The organism is Bradyrhizobium sp. SZCCHNS30572, from assembly GCF_032484415.1.
GTDB lineage: Bacteria > Pseudomonadota > Alphaproteobacteria > Rhizobiales > Xanthobacteraceae > Bradyrhizobium.
Genome location: NZ_JAUESY010000016.1, coordinates 42,603 through 59,320, shown reverse-complemented (window position 1 = coordinate 59,320; position 16,718 = coordinate 42,603). Strand labels below are relative to the sequence as shown.

18 protein-coding genes are annotated in these 16,718 nt (G+C 64.7%); 10 read left to right on the top strand and 8 right to left on the bottom strand.

The genetic code is table 11. The annotated features are described in order from the left end of the window. Positions 1-268: 268 nt before the first annotated feature. The 3 genes from QX048_RS35015 to arr all read left to right on the top strand — a co-directional run bounded on the left by QX048_RS35015 (position 269) and on the right by arr (position 2,316). Complete coding sequence (locus QX048_RS35015) at positions 269-853, top strand: HEAT repeat domain-containing protein (RefSeq protein ID WP_315828444.1); 585 nt, start codon at positions 269-271, stop codon at positions 851-853. Positions 854-1,148: 295 nt separating this feature from the next. Then, entirely contained in the window at positions 1,149-1,781 is a 633-nt protein-coding gene (locus QX048_RS35010) for a glutathione S-transferase family protein (RefSeq protein ID WP_315718414.1), read from the top strand. A 121-nt stretch (positions 1,782-1,902) separates the two neighbouring features. Continuing rightward, positions 1,903-2,316: an NAD(+)--rifampin ADP-ribosyltransferase gene (gene arr, locus QX048_RS35005; RefSeq protein WP_315718415.1), complete on the top strand. Its 414-nt coding sequence runs from the start codon at positions 1,903-1,905 to the stop codon at positions 2,314-2,316. 171 nt (positions 2,317-2,487) lie between these two features. Here arr and QX048_RS35000 read toward each other — a convergent pair whose 3' ends face one another. Next, positions 2,488-3,891 carry an ABC transporter substrate-binding protein gene (locus tag QX048_RS35000; protein WP_315828443.1) on the bottom strand — a complete coding sequence of 468 codons (1,404 nt, stop codon included), beginning with the start codon at positions 3,889-3,891 and terminating at the stop codon, positions 2,488-2,490. Between the two features lie 345 nt (positions 3,892-4,236). On the opposite strand from QX048_RS35000, the gene QX048_RS34995 reads away from it, so the two are divergent. Further along, entirely contained in the window at positions 4,237-4,500 is a 264-nt protein-coding gene (locus QX048_RS34995) for a hypothetical protein (protein ID WP_315828442.1), read from the top strand. Between the two features lie 355 nt (positions 4,501-4,855). Here QX048_RS34995 and QX048_RS34990 read toward each other — a convergent pair whose 3' ends face one another. Continuing rightward, positions 4,856-5,362, bottom strand: coding sequence for a hypothetical protein (locus QX048_RS34990; protein ID WP_315828441.1), 507 nt, complete (start codon positions 5,360-5,362; stop codon positions 4,856-4,858). A gap of 948 nt (positions 5,363-6,310) precedes the next feature. Here QX048_RS34990 and QX048_RS34985 point away from each other — a divergent pair. Next, the gene (locus QX048_RS34985) at positions 6,311-6,700 is read left to right on the top strand and encodes a DUF1236 domain-containing protein (RefSeq protein WP_315718467.1); all 390 of its coding nucleotides are present in this window, start codon (positions 6,311-6,313) and stop codon (positions 6,698-6,700) included. Positions 6,701-6,752: 52 nt separating this feature from the next. On the opposite strand, the gene QX048_RS34980 is transcribed toward QX048_RS34985, so the two are convergent. The 3 genes from QX048_RS34980 to QX048_RS34970 form a co-directional block, all read right to left on the bottom strand. After that, entirely contained in the window at positions 6,753-7,106 is a 354-nt protein-coding gene (locus QX048_RS34980) for a VanZ family protein (protein ID WP_315718418.1), read from the bottom strand. A gap of 130 nt (positions 7,107-7,236) precedes the next feature. Continuing rightward, on the bottom strand, positions 7,237-7,836 hold the full coding sequence (locus QX048_RS34975; RefSeq protein ID WP_315828440.1) for a thiamine pyrophosphate-dependent enzyme: 600 nt from the start codon (positions 7,834-7,836) through the stop codon (positions 7,237-7,239). Next, on the bottom strand, positions 7,833-8,384 hold the full coding sequence (locus QX048_RS34970; RefSeq protein WP_315754547.1) for a thiamine pyrophosphate-binding protein: 552 nt from the start codon (positions 8,382-8,384) through the stop codon (positions 7,833-7,835). Before QX048_RS34970 ends, QX048_RS34975 begins: the two co-directional genes overlap by 4 nt. 149 nt (positions 8,385-8,533) lie before the next feature. On the opposite strand from QX048_RS34970, the gene QX048_RS34965 reads away from it, so the two are divergent. Together QX048_RS34965 and QX048_RS34960 are read left to right on the top strand one after the other, a co-directional pair. Next, positions 8,534-9,583 (top strand): hydroxyacid dehydrogenase, encoded by a 1,050-nt coding sequence (locus QX048_RS34965; protein WP_316201048.1) that lies wholly within the window; start codon positions 8,534-8,536, stop codon positions 9,581-9,583. A gap of 431 nt (positions 9,584-10,014) precedes the next feature. Further along, positions 10,015-10,227, top strand: coding sequence for a hypothetical protein (locus QX048_RS34960; RefSeq protein WP_316201049.1), 213 nt, complete (start codon positions 10,015-10,017; stop codon positions 10,225-10,227). A gap of 9 nt (positions 10,228-10,236) precedes the next feature. On the opposite strand, the gene QX048_RS34955 is transcribed toward QX048_RS34960, so the two are convergent. Then, the gene (locus QX048_RS34955) at positions 10,237-10,809 is read right to left on the bottom strand and encodes a GNAT family N-acetyltransferase (RefSeq protein WP_315828438.1); all 573 of its coding nucleotides are present in this window, start codon (positions 10,807-10,809) and stop codon (positions 10,237-10,239) included. Positions 10,810-10,817: 8 nt separating this feature from the next. Beyond that, a complete protein-coding gene (locus QX048_RS34950; protein ID WP_315718424.1) occupies positions 10,818-13,175 on the bottom strand; it encodes an Orn/Lys/Arg decarboxylase N-terminal domain-containing protein in 2,358 nt (785 codons plus the stop codon). 142 nt (positions 13,176-13,317) lie between these two features. On the opposite strand from QX048_RS34950, the gene cobT reads away from it, so the two are divergent. Genes cobT through QX048_RS34935 form a run of 3 tightly spaced genes read left to right on the top strand, consistent with a single transcriptional unit; the run spans position 13,318 to position 15,682 of the window. Further along, positions 13,318-14,373, top strand: coding sequence for a nicotinate-nucleotide--dimethylbenzimidazole phosphoribosyltransferase (gene cobT / locus QX048_RS34945; protein WP_316188181.1), 1,056 nt, complete (start codon positions 13,318-13,320; stop codon positions 14,371-14,373). Further along, complete coding sequence (locus tag QX048_RS34940; RefSeq protein ID WP_316201050.1) at positions 14,373-14,966, top strand: histidine phosphatase family protein; 594 nt, start codon at positions 14,373-14,375, stop codon at positions 14,964-14,966. Before cobT ends, QX048_RS34940 begins: the two co-directional genes overlap by 1 nt. After that, positions 14,963-15,682 carry an adenosylcobinamide-GDP ribazoletransferase gene (locus QX048_RS34935; RefSeq protein ID WP_316201051.1) on the top strand — a complete coding sequence of 240 codons (720 nt, stop codon included), beginning with the start codon at positions 14,963-14,965 and terminating at the stop codon, positions 15,680-15,682. Before QX048_RS34940 ends, QX048_RS34935 begins: the two co-directional genes overlap by 4 nt. On the opposite strand, the gene cobD is transcribed toward QX048_RS34935, so the two are convergent. Beyond that, positions 15,679-16,710 carry a threonine-phosphate decarboxylase CobD gene (gene cobD, locus QX048_RS34930; protein WP_316201052.1) on the bottom strand — a complete coding sequence of 344 codons (1,032 nt, stop codon included), beginning with the start codon at positions 16,708-16,710 and terminating at the stop codon, positions 15,679-15,681. The two genes, QX048_RS34935 and cobD, sit on opposite strands and share 4 nt — an antisense overlap. Positions 16,711-16,718: the final 8 nt, after the last annotated feature.

Here is a 16,718-nt window from a genome sequence, read left to right as displayed (position 1 = left end):
GCCTTTCCAGCGAGAACTCATAGAACAACGCAGCCTGTTCGACTTGCCGATGCCCCATCATGACCTTCAGTCCTGCCAACTAGACAGACTGAATCACTGATATCCCTGCGTCGCAACTGGCGACTTTTTCAACGGAATCGGCCAATTGCAGAACTGCCCCGCTTGGTGCAACAGTAGAACAATCCTACATTGGAACGCTGTCGTGTCCTGCAATTCGCCCTCCGGCGCGCACCCGCCGACTACCCACCAAGTCATACGCAAACTCGCCTTGCAAGAAGGTGCGGCGGCACTAAAGGCACTGGCCAACGCAGCCGGACTCGAAGATCAATTTGAACGACGGGCGGCTATTGATGCAATCGGACGTCACCCACATGGGCGCGAGTTGCGCTCTATCATTTTGAGGGCTCTCCGTGATCCATCAGAATACGTTGTGCGCACAGCGTGTGAAGTCGTCGCACAATGGGAGTTGCAAGAGGCGCACGAGCTTGTGGTAGCTCTACTGGCAAATCCATCCAAAGCGACACGGCAAACCGCTATTCGCACGCTGGGTAAAATCTGGGTCGATGCAGATTTTCCGACGGTGTTTCGCATCTACAACGACGCCTCGGAAAATGAAATTCGGCGCGAAGCTGCTTGGGTCCTGCGGCAGCGAGCCCACTCTGCCCATTGGCGAACGCTTTTCGATGCATTCCAAGTTGATGAGCTTGCCCGACACCGGCAATGGGCTTGCGAGTTAGCCGAGAAGTTTTCAGTCCCTGACATTCTACCAGTGTTGTCACAGCTGTCCTCGGGCGTCGACGGTCACGTTCGAAAGGCAGCGTGGCGGGCTATCCAAACACTTTCGAGCCGCTGATCCCAGCTCGTTTCGTAGGCTTAGGATGCCCGCTGCGGGCCAAATGCAGCCATTGAGGGCCTTGGTCGCCTGCTTCTGCTTCAGACCTGAAAGCGGGCTGTGCTCCCACCTGTTTGGACGGTTTGGGATGGGCTAGCCGCCGACATCTTTAGTGCGTCTTTTCATCTTCGAGTCTGATCACGATGTGCTGCGCCAAGCCGGAGTTCGAGGAGCCGCTGAGAAAATCTCCGGCCGCATGTCGGGCTGACGAACGGAGGGCCGTCCTGGGAGCGGACAACGGAGGAGGTTGCGAGCGATGATCACAGTGTTCGGAGAGGGCAGAGGCTTCCGGGTCGTCTGGTTGCTGGAAGAGATGGACCTCCCATACCGGCTGCGGGATGTGGATCTCCTGGCCGGGGTCGAGAACGACGCCGAGTTCCTGACGATCAATCCCGCCGGATTCATTCCGGCGATCCGCGATGGCGACGTCACGATGGTCGAGTCCGTTGCGATCATGGAATACATCTTGGGGCGGTATGGGCCGACAGCGCTGGCGCCCGCGGCACATGATGTTGCTTTTCCTGCCTATCAGCAGTTTCTCCACCTCGGTGAGGCGGGCCTCGCAGCCTCGCTTTATTTCGTTTCGGGAGCCCGGCACCTTGCGCCTGAAAGCGAGCGCAACAACTGGAGCGCGCGGCAGGCGATGGACGTGTTCACGACCCGATTGAGCCTGGTGACGCGACGGCTGGAGCGCGGGCCATACATGGCCGGCGATGCGTTCACCGCGGCGGACATTTCGGTGGGCTACGCGCTCGAGATGGCGCGGAAGAACGTCGGTGTGGTGTTCGGTGATGCGGAGCAAGCATACATGACCCGGCTGCGAGTCCGCGCCGGCTACCAGCGGGCGCTGGAGACGTGCCAGGCCACGCGGCGCTGGTGGACCAGCTAGGTTGCGGAACGAGAGAGGCGATAGGTCGCCGACAATGTCTTCAACAGACGAAACGATCATTTGCATTCGACCGTCGCTCCGCGGCAGATGACGAGTGCTGGAAACCCATCCGAGGTCACTGATGTCATCTGTTGCGACCGTGTTTGCGCAATCCTTCTTCCACGGCACGCGCGCCGATCTGCGGCCGGGCGACCTGATCGCTGTCGGGTATCCGTCCAACTTCACCGAGGCGGAGCCGATGTCCTGGGTCTACTTCACGGCGACGCTGGATGCGGCGATCTGGGGCGCCGAGTTGGCTGCCGGTGACGGACGGGGACGGATCTACGTCGTCGAGCCCACAGGTCCGTTCGTTGACGACCCGAACCTGACGGACAAGAAGTTCCCGGGAAATCCGACGCGGTCTCATCGATCCCGCGCGCCTCTGCGCGTCATTGCCGAGGTCGTTCATTGGCAGGGGCACGCGCCGGATGTGGTGAGGCAGATGAAGGAGGGCGTTGCGCGCGCAATGACCGAAGGGCCGGGCATCATCGACTGAACGGCGCGGCGGCATCGCACTGCCGTCGATCTGTCGCGCCCGATGGCTGTTTGCGGATGCTGCGACGCGCTCGCCACGCGGCGCCCTCCGTCCAGAACATCGAAAAAGTCCGGTGGCAAGGTGCGTTCGAACTGGTGTCGACGCACGAAATCTCCTCCTCATGAGCCGAGCCTATCGCCGAGAGGCGAGGGTTGGACTTGGCGTCCATGCTTGATCGGGGGCGCCGCTTGGCAGCGTCGCTCGCCTTTCGGCGACGGCATGGTTGAAGAGTTCGAGGACCAGGCCGAATGCCGCCAAGTCCTCTGGTTCGATGGCTCCATCGTCATAGCCCTTGAGTGTCTCGGCGATGATCCCGTCGACCTCTCGTTGCCAGCTCAGCAGATCGTGTTCCGAGCCGGCATTGCGCACCTCCGAAACCACCGCAAGAATGCGGTTGCGGCCGCTGGTGTCGTCCTCCAGTTCATCCCGGTTCAGATAGCGGCGCAGCCATTCGGCGGCCGAACCGATGCCGGAAAGTACGAGCAAGGCGAACCAGAAATAATCGCTGTACTTGTCCAGAAAGGTTCGCTCCGTGCCGTTGATCACCGCCGCGGCGCCTCGATGTACGGAAGGCTCGGTCTCCTTCTCGGTATCGGGCTTCGTGATGTGCGAAGCGCCGGCGAGGCCTTGCGTGATCGTGTCGCGGACCGCGAAAAGCTGCCGGTAGAAGGCCGCCGCCTTGGCTTCTGAAAGCTCCTTCTTGGCCAGGATCAGGTGATTGACGCTGATCGTGTCGACCTTGTCCTCCGGCCAGGCCGGTTTCGCGTTGAAGACGCTGGCTGGAATTTCCTCGGCCTCGTAGCGCGGATGCTTCAGGGCAATGGCCTCCGATGCTTCGATCGGAAGAAACGTCGGAGCTCCGCGGGCTCGGGAGGTCGCGGTGATGGCGTCCACCGTGATCCTGCTGTCGAGCGGACCGACGGCGAGATACGCATCGAGGGTGGGGTCTTGCGCAAGCTTCTCGATCTCGTCTGTCCCGAATTGAACCGTGGCAACCTTATCGGGTTGCACGCCGGAGCCCTCCAGAATGGCCTGGAGCACCGCGACGTTTGCTCCGGTCCTCCCGATGATGCCGACCTTGTGACCTGCCAGATGGGCGATATCTGCGATCTTGCCGCCGGCCTTCTGCTTGGGCTCGTTGCCGCGTCGCCCGGAGGGCGACCACAGCACGACATAGTTCTTGCGCAGGACGGCCAGTGTTTGCGCATCGGGCGGCATGCCGAGGTCGCCGCGGCCGACCGCCAGGTCGGTTTTGTCGGCGGCCAGCAGGGCCAGGGATTCAGCCGCTCCGCCGGTCGTGATCGGGGAGAGCCGGACGGTCCTGCTTTCCTCACCGAAGGCGTCGGCCATCGCCTGGACCACCTTGTGGTCGTCGCTCGCCGCCGGTCCGACGGCGATCCGGAGAGTTTCGGGCTGCAAGACGTAGAACAGGCCCGCCGCGGCGGCGCCAAAGGCGACAAATCCCAAGGCCAACACGATCAGCAGCCTTCGTTGACGGCGGTCGTGAGCACTCCTGACCACATCGGACGATGACATCAGCGGACCCCTTGAGAAAACGCGTGTCGGCTCCACGCGCACTGGAACTTGGGCGAACCGGTGTCAACCCGGAATGTTCCGTCGGCTGGCGAGAGTTGATGAAAGCAAGCCTTGGTGGGTCGCTTGGGGTCAAAAGGGGCCCTGAGGCACTCCGGCGCCTACTTCCGATCGGGCCCGAGAGCGGACATTCTCAGCGCCACTCCGGAAGGTCCGGAAAGGGCCCAATTCCGGACATGCCAAGCCGTCTCATTTCTTCTTAGTTTTTTCGCGCATTCTTTATCTTGCGACGGCTAGGAAAGAGCCCGATGTAGCGAACTTATCGATAATGATGGCGGCAGGAACCGAATGACGGCCGACAATCCAGATGATCTGACTGAGGATGAACGAGCCTATCTTGCGGCAGCCGACGCCGCTGCAGGTTTGGCTGAGCACTGCAAAAAGCTACGAGAGAGAGGCGCTTTTGTTGATCGCGACCCTCTAAGTCAGATCATCAATTTCCTCATGACCGAGCTTTGGGATCGCTCATTTAGTCAGTCCGAGATCAGGGTTGCGTTCAATGCAGCCGTAAAGGACATGAACCGTTATGCAGCAGGGCAAGAACGCCGTTAGAGCCGAGACATCAAGTCGGCTTTGGGTCAAACGCGCCCTCCACGCGCCCGACCGCTTGCTTCCGATTCGACCCTAACAACGGACCTGCCCCGCAGACGGGAAGGTCCGACATGGTCCGAAGCAGACATGGCAGCTTCACGAGTGAGCCCGTAATATCGCCGACAAAACGCAAGCTGCCGTTGAGGCGTAGAGCCGTCAAAATCACCGGCGTGTTTACAGTCCTCTAGCAGTTCAAGACGCGGCTCGGCTTCAGAGTCGGGGTTTGAATCCGAGAACTCTTGGGTGGCCTCGAGCCCGGCCACTGCGGGATCGCCTCGTCATGGTGACCCGGCGCAGCATCATCCGTGGGCATTGGCTACCGTGGCTGGCCTCGTCCACCTTCCACATCGGTGGTGCAGGGCCGATACAGCGCTTGGAGTTGCCGGCCGCGGAGGTAGATCGCGCGCGCGGTCATGCCGCCGTGCCGCGTAATCCATTGCCTGACTGCGGGTGGGTAACGATCATAGAGCATCTGCGTGGCTTCAGGGTTGGGAATAGCCTTCCCATCGGGCCCAGGATTGTCGGCGACCCTGAAGCCGAATACGGCTCTTGGGGTCACGCAGATGCTGTCGTGGGGAATGTACGCCAGCACGAGCGTGCAGGCGCCGGCGCAGATCCCGTCGATGATGACGGACGCGCCGAAGTCGCGTAAAACTTTGAACCTGTCGATATAGTTTCCAATCCGTCCGCCCTGATCGAAAACAATGCGCACGGCAGCATGACTCGGTTGCATGCTCCCAAGCATGAACGCCGCGACCAGCGTCACCCTCACCAGCCTCATCTGTCCATCATCCGATCGACCGAACTCCATCGCCTTGCGCAATAACGGCTGCCGGTTCCACTTTGGTCAAGAGCTGTCTGCTGACCATTCCAAGATTTGCTCCGATGTGGCCTCCAGCGCGGACATCGCCGCCATCGACCGGGAAGGTCGTGACGGGCCAGAAGCGATCCGAAGGACAAGGGTTGCACGCGCTCGTCGGGCAAATCAGTCTGGGCACTTTGTGCTCACGTGGTTGAAACGAGCGCCGCCAGGGCTACGACACGCCGCATCGGACGAATCGAATTCGTCCACGAAATCAAGCTGATCTCGCGCACATCGCTGCGACGCCAAGAAATCGCTTTCCATTTTTCAGAAATCGTGCATGATGTGCGCATCCTGCCTCGATGAGAGGGACGTTGCGCGCGATCGTCACGACACGTGGGGCAGGGATGCGGTGGCCGTGAGGTGTCGCAGCATGTGCTTGCGCATGCGGACGAACGACACATCACGGACGCGAAGTCGTGTGGTCCTGGCCTCCCGGTGCCGAGGTCAAGCGCGCGACGAGAGCTTAGCTCTCGCGCGAGCGACGGGGTCAATCAGCCGGTCCCCGAGGAGAGCGCGAAAGAAGCGTTAAGACCGCCGCGCAGGGAATGCCGGTTGATCGGCTTTGCCTGTGGTACCTGCCGCCTGCATTTTTTTCAGCAGGCGGGCCATGGGTGAGGCCTTCACCCGGCATTCCCTGCGCCCTCTCGATGTCATCGGAGGGCGATCGATCGCAGGACTCGGGCGTGATCCGCCGCGAGAGTGCGAACCTGCGCGCGGTTGTTTGAAACGTGGATAGCAACTGAGCAATCTCTCCATCATCTCCGACGATGGTGAAGAGTTCGAGGCTTGGTTCCCTTGGCATGATGGTTCCCTTGGCATGATGAAGTTTCGGCCATTTGGAACCGGAACTGCAGGCGATCCCTTGGTGTTGAACGGCATCTCGAAAGCACTGGAGGAGAGACAATGATGAGAACCCGTCTTGCCGTTTCGCTGATCGCCACCTCGCTGCTGGCGTCGACCGCTGCGTTCGCCCAGTCCACGACCGTCGAAGGTGCCGCCAATGGTGCTGCGGCCGGCGGCGCCGTTGCCGGTCCGGTCGGCGCCATGGTTGGTGGCACGGTCGGCGCCGCCGTCGGTGCGGGCCTGGAGATTCCGAACGCGGTCATCAACTCGATCGAGGCCGAGCGCGCGCCGTCGGTGGTCGTCCATGAGCGTGTCGTGGTCGGCGAGCCGCTGCCCGCCACCGTCGAACTGCGTCCGGTACCGCGCTACACCGAGTATCGCTATGCCGTCGTGAACGATCGCCGCGTGATCGTCGATCCGCGCACCCGCCGCGTCATCAAGATCATCGAGTGATCTGACATTCTGACAGGCAGGGGCCTCGTCGCATCAGCGGCGGGGCCTCTTGTCATGCGGTTTGCGTGCGGATCTGTCGGATGAGCCAGTCGATGGCCGCGGACAGGCCGAATCCGATGCAGGCGGTCGCGGCGTCGACGACGAAGTCTTCCAGCCGTGCGTGACGCCCTGGCGCCAGGAACTGCGCGAGTTCGAGTGCACCGATCAGGATCACCGCAATCCCGGTGGTCAGCAGCCGATGACTGCGATAGGCGAGGCCGAACGCAAGGCCGATCAGGATGAAGGCGAGGGCGTGTTCGCCGTCCTGTCCAAGCTGCGAATGGGGCCTATAGCTGGGCGGACCCAGCGTTGCGAAGGCAACGGCTGCGGCGAGCAGCCAGGCCGAGAGGCGGATCGCGATCTTCATGGACGCTGCTTAGCACGTTCCGGGCCACGAACCGGGGTCACGGTCGCTTGAGGCACCGGTTTAGTTAACGTGGCTCGGAAGCCGGAACATGGCCTTCTCATCGTACCGCGAACAGCTTTCGTCCGGCGCCTCAGATCGGCTGCCGGACTCCCAGACCCTGCATGAAGCGCTCGCGGATCTGTGCCGGATCGCGCCTGGTGGCGCCCGTACCGGGCTTGTCGTCGATCTTCGCCGCAATCAGCACTGGACCGGGCGCCTCGAACGCAACATCGATCAAGCGTTCGAAATCCTCTTCGTCTACAGCCCAATGGCTGGCGCCAATGCCGCAACCGGCGGCAATGGCGACAATGTCGGCCTGCCGGGCCGAGGTCGGCTGGCTGCCGGTGATCTGGTAGATGCCGTTGTCCATGACGATGATGGCCAAATTTTTCGGCGCCAGCGTCGCAATCGTGGTCAGGCAGCCGAGCTGCATCAGCAGCGAGCCGTCGCCCTCGAGCGCGAACACCCGGCGCTGCGGCTGCGCCAGGGCGACGCCGAGCGCGATCGGACAGGCAAGCCCCATGCTGCCGAGCATGTAGAAATTCTGCGGCCGCGGGCCCGCCGCCCACAGATCGAAATTGGTGTTGCCGATGCCGCCGATGACAGCTTCCTCGTGCTTGAGTTTCGCGACCAGCCGGCAGGTGAGGTCGGTGCGGTTCATGATCTTGGTGTTGCTGATGGTCGCGCTCATGCGAACACCTTTCCGCCGGTCAGCAGCGGCGACAGGATGAGCGCCACCGGCGCCTGCGTCGCCACCGCCTGCTTGATCGAGCGGTCCATGATGAATTCGAGCTCGTCGAGGCGCGTCGTGGTGTGATGCTCCATCGCCAGCGCGTCGAGCACCGGGCGCATGGTTCGGCACACCAGCGACTGGCCGTAGTTGAATTCGCCGAGCGTGCCACGCTCGGACACGATCATGATCAGCGGGATCTGGCAGGGCACGACCAGCGAGGCCAGCACGTTGGCGAGCGTGGCGAAGCCCGATGTCTGCATCAGGAGCGCGCCGCGCCGCCCGCCCATCCAGGCGCCTGCGAGAATGCCGACCGCTTCCTCCTCGCGCGCCGTCGCAAACGTCGTGAAGAACGGATCGTCGTGCAGGCTGTGGATCAGCGGCGTCAGGACGCGGTCGGGAACGTAGGGGATGAGGTCGACGGCGTTGCGCTTGAAGGTCTGCAGCACGATCTCGTGCCAATTCGGCACGGTGCTTGCGGATCGCGCCGCATCGGCATCGGCGGCCATTGCTGTTCCTCCGGTCGTCCCTGATGGGGGCGCTGTTGGCGCTGAGCTTGACGGCACCGGGACGATTGTCAACATGCCGGCCCGGCCGGTCAGGCATCCGCCTTTCAAGTCCGACATCAAGAACCAAGACACCAGGAGGTCGCCTGTTCATGGCCGCGAATTCCAAGCGCGTGTTCTACGTCAAATATCTGGCGCACCCGATCTTCAGCGAGCTGCTCGCCGCACGCCCCGACGTCCGGCTCGACCGGCTGGAGAACGAGAGCTCCGAGGCCGAGACGGCGCCGATCCTCGCGGCGGCTCACGCCTACCAGATCGGGGCGGCCCGCGACGAGCTCGCGCCGCGCTTCCATGTCGATGCAGACCTGCTGCGCCGCGCCCCAAACCTCCTCGTCGTGTCGAGCAACGGGGCTGGATACGACCCGGTCGACGTCGACGCCTGCACCGGGGCCGGCGTCCTCGTCGTGAACCAGTCCGGCGGCAACGCGCATTCGGTGGCCGAGCACACGCTCGGCATGATGCTGACCCTGTCGAAGCGCATCATCCAGTCCGACCGCCGGCTGCGGCGGGAGCGCGACGTCAACCGCAACGATCTGATCGGCAACGAGGTGCAGGGGCGGACGATCGGGATCGTCGGGCTTGGCCATGTCGGCCGCCGGGTTGCCGAGCTGTGCCGCGGCCTCCTCGGCATGGCGGTGCTGGCCTATGACCCGTATCTCTCGCCGGAGGAGATCGCGGCACGCGGCGCGGAGAAGGTGGAACTCGATGACCTGATGCGGCGCTCTGATTTCGTCTCGATCAACTGCCCGCTCACCAAGGAGAGCCGGGGCATGATTGGCGCCCGCGAGTTCGCACTGATGCAGCCACACGCCTATTTCGTCACCACCGCCCGCGGCTTCATCCATGACGAGGAGGCGCTGTTCGCCGCCCTCAGCGAAAAGCGCATCGCCGGCGCCGGCCTCGACGTCTGGGCCAAGGAGCCGCCGCCGCCGGACCATCCGCTGCTCCAGTTCGACAACGTGCTGGCGAGTCCCCATACGGCCGGCGTGACTCGCGAGGCGCGGCAGAACATGGGCCGGATCGCCGCCGAGCAACTGCTCGCCACGCTCGACGGCGGGCGGCCGCCGCGCCTCATCAACCCCGAGGCCTGGCCGCGCTACAGCGCCCGTTTCCGCGAGGCATTCGGAGTGACACCCGCCTAGCCGCGAGAGGGGAATTGCGAGGAGAAGATTTCATGCGTCGCAAGCCGCGAGGTGGCAGCAAATCTTCTCTCCGGGGCGGCTTCCGCGAAGCGGACATTGCTATTTTCCGAGCTGTCTCGACAGCTCGATGAAGGCTGATCATTTTTCCTGTGGCGCCATGAGCTTAGGCCACGTTTTTCGCTCGGCGCGGAAGGGAAGTTGGTCCGATGCGCAGGCTGAACGCGATCCTGAAGTCGACCCACGGCCGCGTCCGTCGCGCCGTCTCGCAGTTCGTCGCAATCGCCGCGGCGAGCCTGCCTTCGGTCGGTGCCTGAGCGCCGGTTCCACGAGCTGCGTCAAATATTTGCATCGACCGCTTGATATCGGTCAACAGCGAGCTGGGAAGCGCGGTAACATCACCTCCGAGCACTCCGTGAGAGACAGGAGGTTGCATGTCGCGCTATGTCATCCATTTCATGAAGGACGTGCTGGGCGAGAACGGCCGCCAGTGCGAGATTTGCCAGAGCACGCTGGAGGTTGAGGCCGAGAGCGAAGACGAAGCTGCAGAGATCGCAAAGTCCCGGTTCTGCCAACAGCAGGAGCTGCGCGACTGGTCGCTGCATGCCGACCGCATCGAGGTGAAGGCGGCCGACTTTCCCTCCTGACCTTGCGGCTCAGCGGCGCAGCCCAGCCGGTGCGTCGCTGGCCCCGGGGCCCAGCGAGCGCTGCACCATCACGGTGTCGCACCAGCGGCCGTAACGGTAGGCGACGCCCGGAAGCAGCCCCACCCTGGCGAACCCGAAGCGCTCATGGATGCCGAGCGAGGCGACGTTGTCGGCGTCGATATAGCCGATCATCTGGCGATATCCGGCCGCTGCGGAAGCATCGATCAGCGCCTGCATCAGCAGCCGGCCGACGCCACGGCCGAGATGCTCATGGTGGACATAGATCGAATGCTTGACCGCGAACCGATAGGCTGGCCGCTTCCTGAACAGGACGACATAGGCATAGCCCACGACCTCGCCGCGGAATGTCGCGACCAGATGTGGCAGCCGATGATTGCGCAGATTCTTGCGCCGCTGCTTGAGATCGTCCGGCTCGGGCGCCCCGGAACCGGCGGCGCTGTCCTCGACCCCGCGGCGGACGTGCCGCCGGTAGATCGAGAGCATGGCCTCGACATCTTCGTCGCGTGACGGCCTGACGAGGACCGGCGGCTCGGTCTCGCGAGCCGTGATCGCGCTGTCCATGGTTCGAATTACTCTGCGCAGACATAGGTATGGAGCCGGATCCGGCCGGACTCGTCGAGCTCCTTGTACAGCCCCTGGATCTCGACGTCGAAACCGGGATAGGCGTTGAACGCCCGCTCGAACATCTTGAGGTAATCGATCATCGGCTGGGCGCGTTCGGACAGCCGTTCGCCCGGAACGATGGTGGCGATGCCCGGCGGATAGACCACGAACGGCGTCGTCGCGATGCGCCCGGCGATCTGGTCGATCGGCAGGTAGTCGACCTCGTTGCGCATCAACGCACGCGCCGCCTCGCGCGGCGACATCGCGATCTCGGGCAAGTGCTGCGGCTGGAACTGCTTCGCCTGCAGCGCGCTCACCTCGGCCTCGCGGTAGAAGCGGTGCATCTCGGCGCAGAGGTCGCGCAGCCGCAGCTTGCCGTAACGCGCAAAGCGCTTGCGGGTGAACTCCGGAATCGCGTCCTCCAGCAGCACGTTGTCATCGTGGAGCCGCTTGAACGCGACCAGGCCGCTGATCAGGGTTCCGGCCTTGCTCGCCTCGACCCCCGGCGTCAGCAGGAAGAGCAGCGAGTTGAGGTCGTTCTTCTCCGCCACGATGCGGTTCTCGCGCAGATATTGCGCGACGATCGGAGCCGGGATGCCGTGCTCGGCATAGCCGCCGGTGGCGCGATCGAACCCCGGGGTCAGCAGGGTCAGCTTGTTGGGGTCGGTCATGGTGAAGCCAGCGGCGAGATCCGGAAAGCCGTGCCATGCCGCCCCGGGCGCGAGCTGCCACAGCGCGGCATCGGTCGCGAGCTGGTCGGTCGAGAGCGCCTCCCAGGCCACGTCGTGGCTAGCCCCGGGATTGGCCGCATCGGGGATCGATACGCGATCCGGAACGAATGGCTCGAAGAACCAGCGCCGCGCCGGATCCTTCTCCTTCTCCTCGAATTCGCGGCGCATCGCCCGGATCTTCTTGCGCAACTCGATGCCAAGCCGGATCGTGTCGTCCCACAGGACCTCGCCGGAGCGGCCCTTCATCATCTGCGCGCCGACGTCCAGCGAGGCGAACAGCGGGTAGAACGGCGAGGTCGAGGCGTGCTGCATGAAGCTTTCGTTGAAGCGGCGATGCTCGATCCGCCGCCGCTGCCCCTTGATGTGGCGGTCCTTGACGTGGATCTGCGAGGCCTGGGAGAAGCTCGCGAGCTGCTTGTGGGTCGATTGCGTGGCGATGATGCCGGGGGCGTCGGGCCCGAGATCGCCGAGGCCCATGGCGAAGCGGCCGGCGTAGAGCGGGTGGAATTTCATGAAGCCCGCCCAGGCCTCGTCGAACATGATGTAGTCGCAGAGGTGCCCGATCCGCTTCAGGATCATCTCGGCGCTGTGGATCGTGCCGTCATAGGTGCACTGCTCGACCACTGCGACGCGGAATGGGCGTGGCTTGCGCCAAGCGTCGGGGTCCCTGACCAGCGGGTTGTCGCGGATCTGTTGCCGGAGGTGCTCCTCATCGAGCAGATCCCAGCGCATCGGGCCGATCAGGCCCCAGGGGTTGCGAACCGTTGGGACGTAGATCGGGACGCCGCCGGAGATCAGCAGCGCGCCGTGATGGGCGGCCTTGTGGTTGTTGCGGTCGAACAGCACGAGGTCGCCGTCGGTGACCAGGGCCCCGAGCACGACCTTGTTGGAGGTCGAGGTACCGTTGAGGACGAAATAGGTCTTCTCGGCGCCAAAGATCTGCGCCGCTTCCTTCTGCGCGCGCAGCGCCGGCCCCTCATGGGTCAGGAGATCGCCGAGATCGAGCACGGAATTGTCGAGGTCGTCCCGGAACACGGCCTCGCCGAGATGCTCGACGAACACCCGACCGATCGGGCTGCGGCTATAGAACACGCCGCCATTGTGGCCGGGGCAGGTCCAGAGCTGGTTGCCTTCCTCGGCGTAGTCGACCAGCGCGCCGAAGAATGGCGTCTTCAGTGTCTCGGCATATTGCTTCAGCCGGCTGACCAGGTTCTTGGCGATGAAGGCGGGAGTCTCCTCCGACAGGAAGACGTATCCGTCGATGAAGTCGAGCACCTCGACCGGCAGATCCTCGAACCGCTTGCGGCGGATCAGGAGGATGATCGGGAAGTCCAGTCCGCGACGGCGCATCAGGTTGATCAGCGACGCCGTCTTGCCTTCCAGGCCCTTCTTGCCCCAATCGACGACCATGCAGCCGATCGCGGCATCCGTCTGCACGGCGATCTCGGCGTCCTCCAGCTTGCGGGCGCGCACCACCTCGAAGCCCGAGCGCTGGATCTCCTCGATGATCTGGTTGAAGCGGACGCCCGCAAGGTCGTCGGTCTCGAACACGGGAGCGGCGAACAGGAAGGTGAAGCGGCGGAAGTATTCCATGAGAGTCTTTCGGGCTGGGTGGCAGCCACCTGTCGTCACGTTCGATGACGGTTCGATGACAATAGGGCGCCTCACGGAGCTTGTCTCGGCCGCCTCGCGGTGGCAATCGTCCCGAACCCGAGTGATGCTGAAAGGATCCGTGGTGCTTCCCGAATGGATCAGCCTTGATTGTGTGGCCCCGTCCGAGCTCCATCGGCAGGCGGCGCTGGAACGCCAGGCCCAGTTGACCAAGCCGATTGGCGCCCTTGGGCGATTGGAGCAGGTGGCGGTCGAGCTGGCGGCGCTGCAGGCGTTGGAGCGGCCGGGGGCCGATAGGGTCCCGGTGGTGCTGTTCGCGGGGGACCATGGCATCGCGGCACGGGGCGTGTCGGCGTATCCGCCGGAAGTGACGGTGCAGATGCTGCACAACTTCGCGGCCGGTGGCGCGGCGATCTCGGTGCTGGTGCGCAGCCTGGGCTGTCCGCTCGAGGTGGTCGATGTCGGTACGCTGGCGGATGAGCCGGTGCCCGGTGTCGTCGTCGACAAGCCGCGGCGCGGCACGCGCGACTTCAGCACCGGGGCGGCGCTGACGCCGGAGGAGGTTGCGTTCGCGGCCGACGCCGGACGGCGCGCGGTGGCGCGGCAGGCCGATCACGCGCCGCAGCTCGTGATCTTCGGCGAGATGGGGATCGGCAACACGACGTCGGCGGCAGCGATCGCCGCTGCGCTGCTGTCATGCGCGCCCGCGGACATCGTCGGCAGCGGCACCGGGCTCGACGCCGACGGACGGGCGAGGAAGGCTGCGGTGATTGCCGATGCGTTGGGGCGACACGGGCTCACGGCGGGAGCGGCCGTCGCGGACGTCCTGGCTGCCGTCGGCGGCTTCGAGATCATTGCGATGGCCGGCGCGATCGTCGCCGCCGCGCAGCGGCGCTGGCCGGTGCTGGTCGACGGCTTCATCGTCTCGGTCGCGGCGCTGGTCGCCGTCCGCCTCAATCCCTCCTGCCGTCCGTGGCTGCTGTTCTCGCATCGCTCGGCCGAGCGCGGCCACGCCATCGTGCTCGACGCGCTCGGTGCCCGTCCGCTGATCGACCTCGATCTGCGGCTCGGCGAGGCCTCGGGCGCCGCCACTGCGCTGCCGATCATCCGGCTCGCCTGCGCACTCCACAACGGCATGGCGACGTTCGCCGAGGCCGCCGTATCGGGTCGCGAAGCCTGATGCGGATCGATCTGCTGCGGCACGGGACGACAGGACGGGACGGCCATCTCGACGGCCGTACCGACCCGCCGCTCAGCGACCTCGGCTGGGATCAATTCCGGCGGCAGACGCAGAGCCGGATCTGGCGCAGCGTCGTCAGCTCGCCGTTGGCGCGCGCACGTGCGGCAGCGGAGGATTATGCCCGGCTGACCGGCTGCGCGCTGGACATCGACGCGGATTGGAGCGAGCTCGATTTCGGCCTCTGGGACGGGCGGACGCATCGCGACATCGCCGCGGAGCCCGGAGGCGAAGCCTTGCTCGACGCCTTCCATGCCGATGCTGTAATCCGGGCGCCGGGCGGTGAGAGCTGGTCCGATTTGCAGGCGCGAGTGGCGCGCGCAACACATCGTATCCTTGTCCGGCCCGAGCCTGCGCCGGTTCTGGTGGTGGCGCATGGCGGCGCCATGCGCGCAGCGCTCTCGCATCTGCTCGGCTGGCCGCTGCGCCAGCTGTGGAGCCTGCGCATCCGGCCCGGCACGCGTATCACGCTCGAAGCCGGGCAGGGCGGTGATGGTGTATCTTGGGGCGAAATCGTCGAGATCATCCAGCCATGAGTCTGCGTGAATTCTGGATCGCATTGCAGTTCCTGACACGGCTGCCGACACCGCGGGTCGCTGAGTCGCGACCGGACGATCTTGCACGGGCGTCGGTCTGGTTTCCGGCAGCCGGACTGGTGATTGGCGCCTGTCTGGCGCTGGTCGCCCGCCTTTTTCATGATGCCGATCCCTGGATCGTCTCGCTGACCGTGCTGGTCGCCTGGATCGGGATCACCGGCGCGCTGCATCTCGATGGGCTCGGCGACGTCGCCGACGCGTTCGGCGCCTCGCATGGCAAGCCGGAACGCTTCATCGCCGTGCTGGGCGATCCCCATGCCGGCAGCTTTGCCGTCGTCGCGATCAGCTTGCAGATGGCCGCCAAGCTGGTGCTGATCGCCGAGCTGGCGACGGGCCCGACGGCCTGGGCGCTGGTGCTGATCCCGGCCTGGGCACGCTGGGGGACTTTGATCTGCAATAAGACCCTGCTGTCGTTGAAGCCAGGGCTGGGGGCGAGCATCTCGAACAGCGTCGGCTGGAACGTCATCGTCGCCTGGGGCGGCGCGCTCGCGATCGGCGCGCTGGCCGGTGCGGTGCCGACGCTGATCGCGATCGCTCTGGTTCCGGGAATCGCGTTCTATTGGCAATGGCGGCTCGGCGGCATCACCGGCGATTGCCACGGCGCCAGCATCGAGGTCACGGAAACGCTGCTGCTGGCCGCCTGCGTTCTCGGCTAGGACGCGCTGCCGAGCGCCTGCGCCAGCCGCTGCCAGCCTGTCTCATGGCCCGGCAGGCCGAAGCGCAGCCAGCTTGTTTGAGCCGGAAAACGCCGGACATGGATGCCATGGCGGGCGAGCCGCTCGGCAATGTCAGGCGCGCTCGGCGATGTGATCAGTCTGAACAGCGGCGTGCCGCCGAGGACCGCGCAGCCGGCCTTGCTCAGAAGATCGTCAATGCGCGAACAATCCTTCGCGAGACGGGCGCGTGTCTGGTGCAACCAGTTTTCATCCGCCAACGCCGTCGTTCCGATCGCGAGCGCCGGTCCGGACACGGCCCAAGGCCCGAGCGCATCACGGAGTTGCCGTACAATGTCGACGGAGCCGATCGCGAAACCGAGGCGGACGCCGGCAAGGCCGTAGACCTTGCCGAACGAGCGCAGCACGATCGTAGCCGGCGGCAGGTCGGCTGCCAGGCTGGCATCGGCGGGATAAAGATCGATGAATGCTTCGTCGACGATCAGCAGACTATCGCGCCGGCGCAGCCCCGCTGCGATGCTGACCAGTGCGTCGCGCGGCAGCAGGCGGCCGGTCGGATTGTTGGGATTCACGACCACGGCGACATCGGCGCCAGCGAGCGCATCGAGATCATCGACCAGACTGACGCGATGACCGCAACGGCGCCAGCACAGCGCATGCTCCTCATAGGTCGGCGCGAGCACGGCGACGGTCGCGGGTGGGCGCAGTCTGGGCAGGATCTGCAAGAGCGCCTGCGTGCCGGGCGCGGCAACGATCATGTCGGGCTCTGCCACGCCATGGCGAGCCGCGGCCGCTGCGCGTAAAGCGTCAATCTCGTATTTGCCAGGCAGACGCGCCCAGCTCTCAGCCGGGATCGCCGGCACGGGATAGGGGATCGGGTTGATGCCGGTCGACAGATCGATCCACGGCTGTGGCGCATCCGGATAGCGACGGCTGATCGCAGCGAGATCGCCGCCGTGAAGGATCGCTTCCGGCTCGTCCGCGCGCATGCTAGTCGCTCTGTCGTCCATCTCTTTCC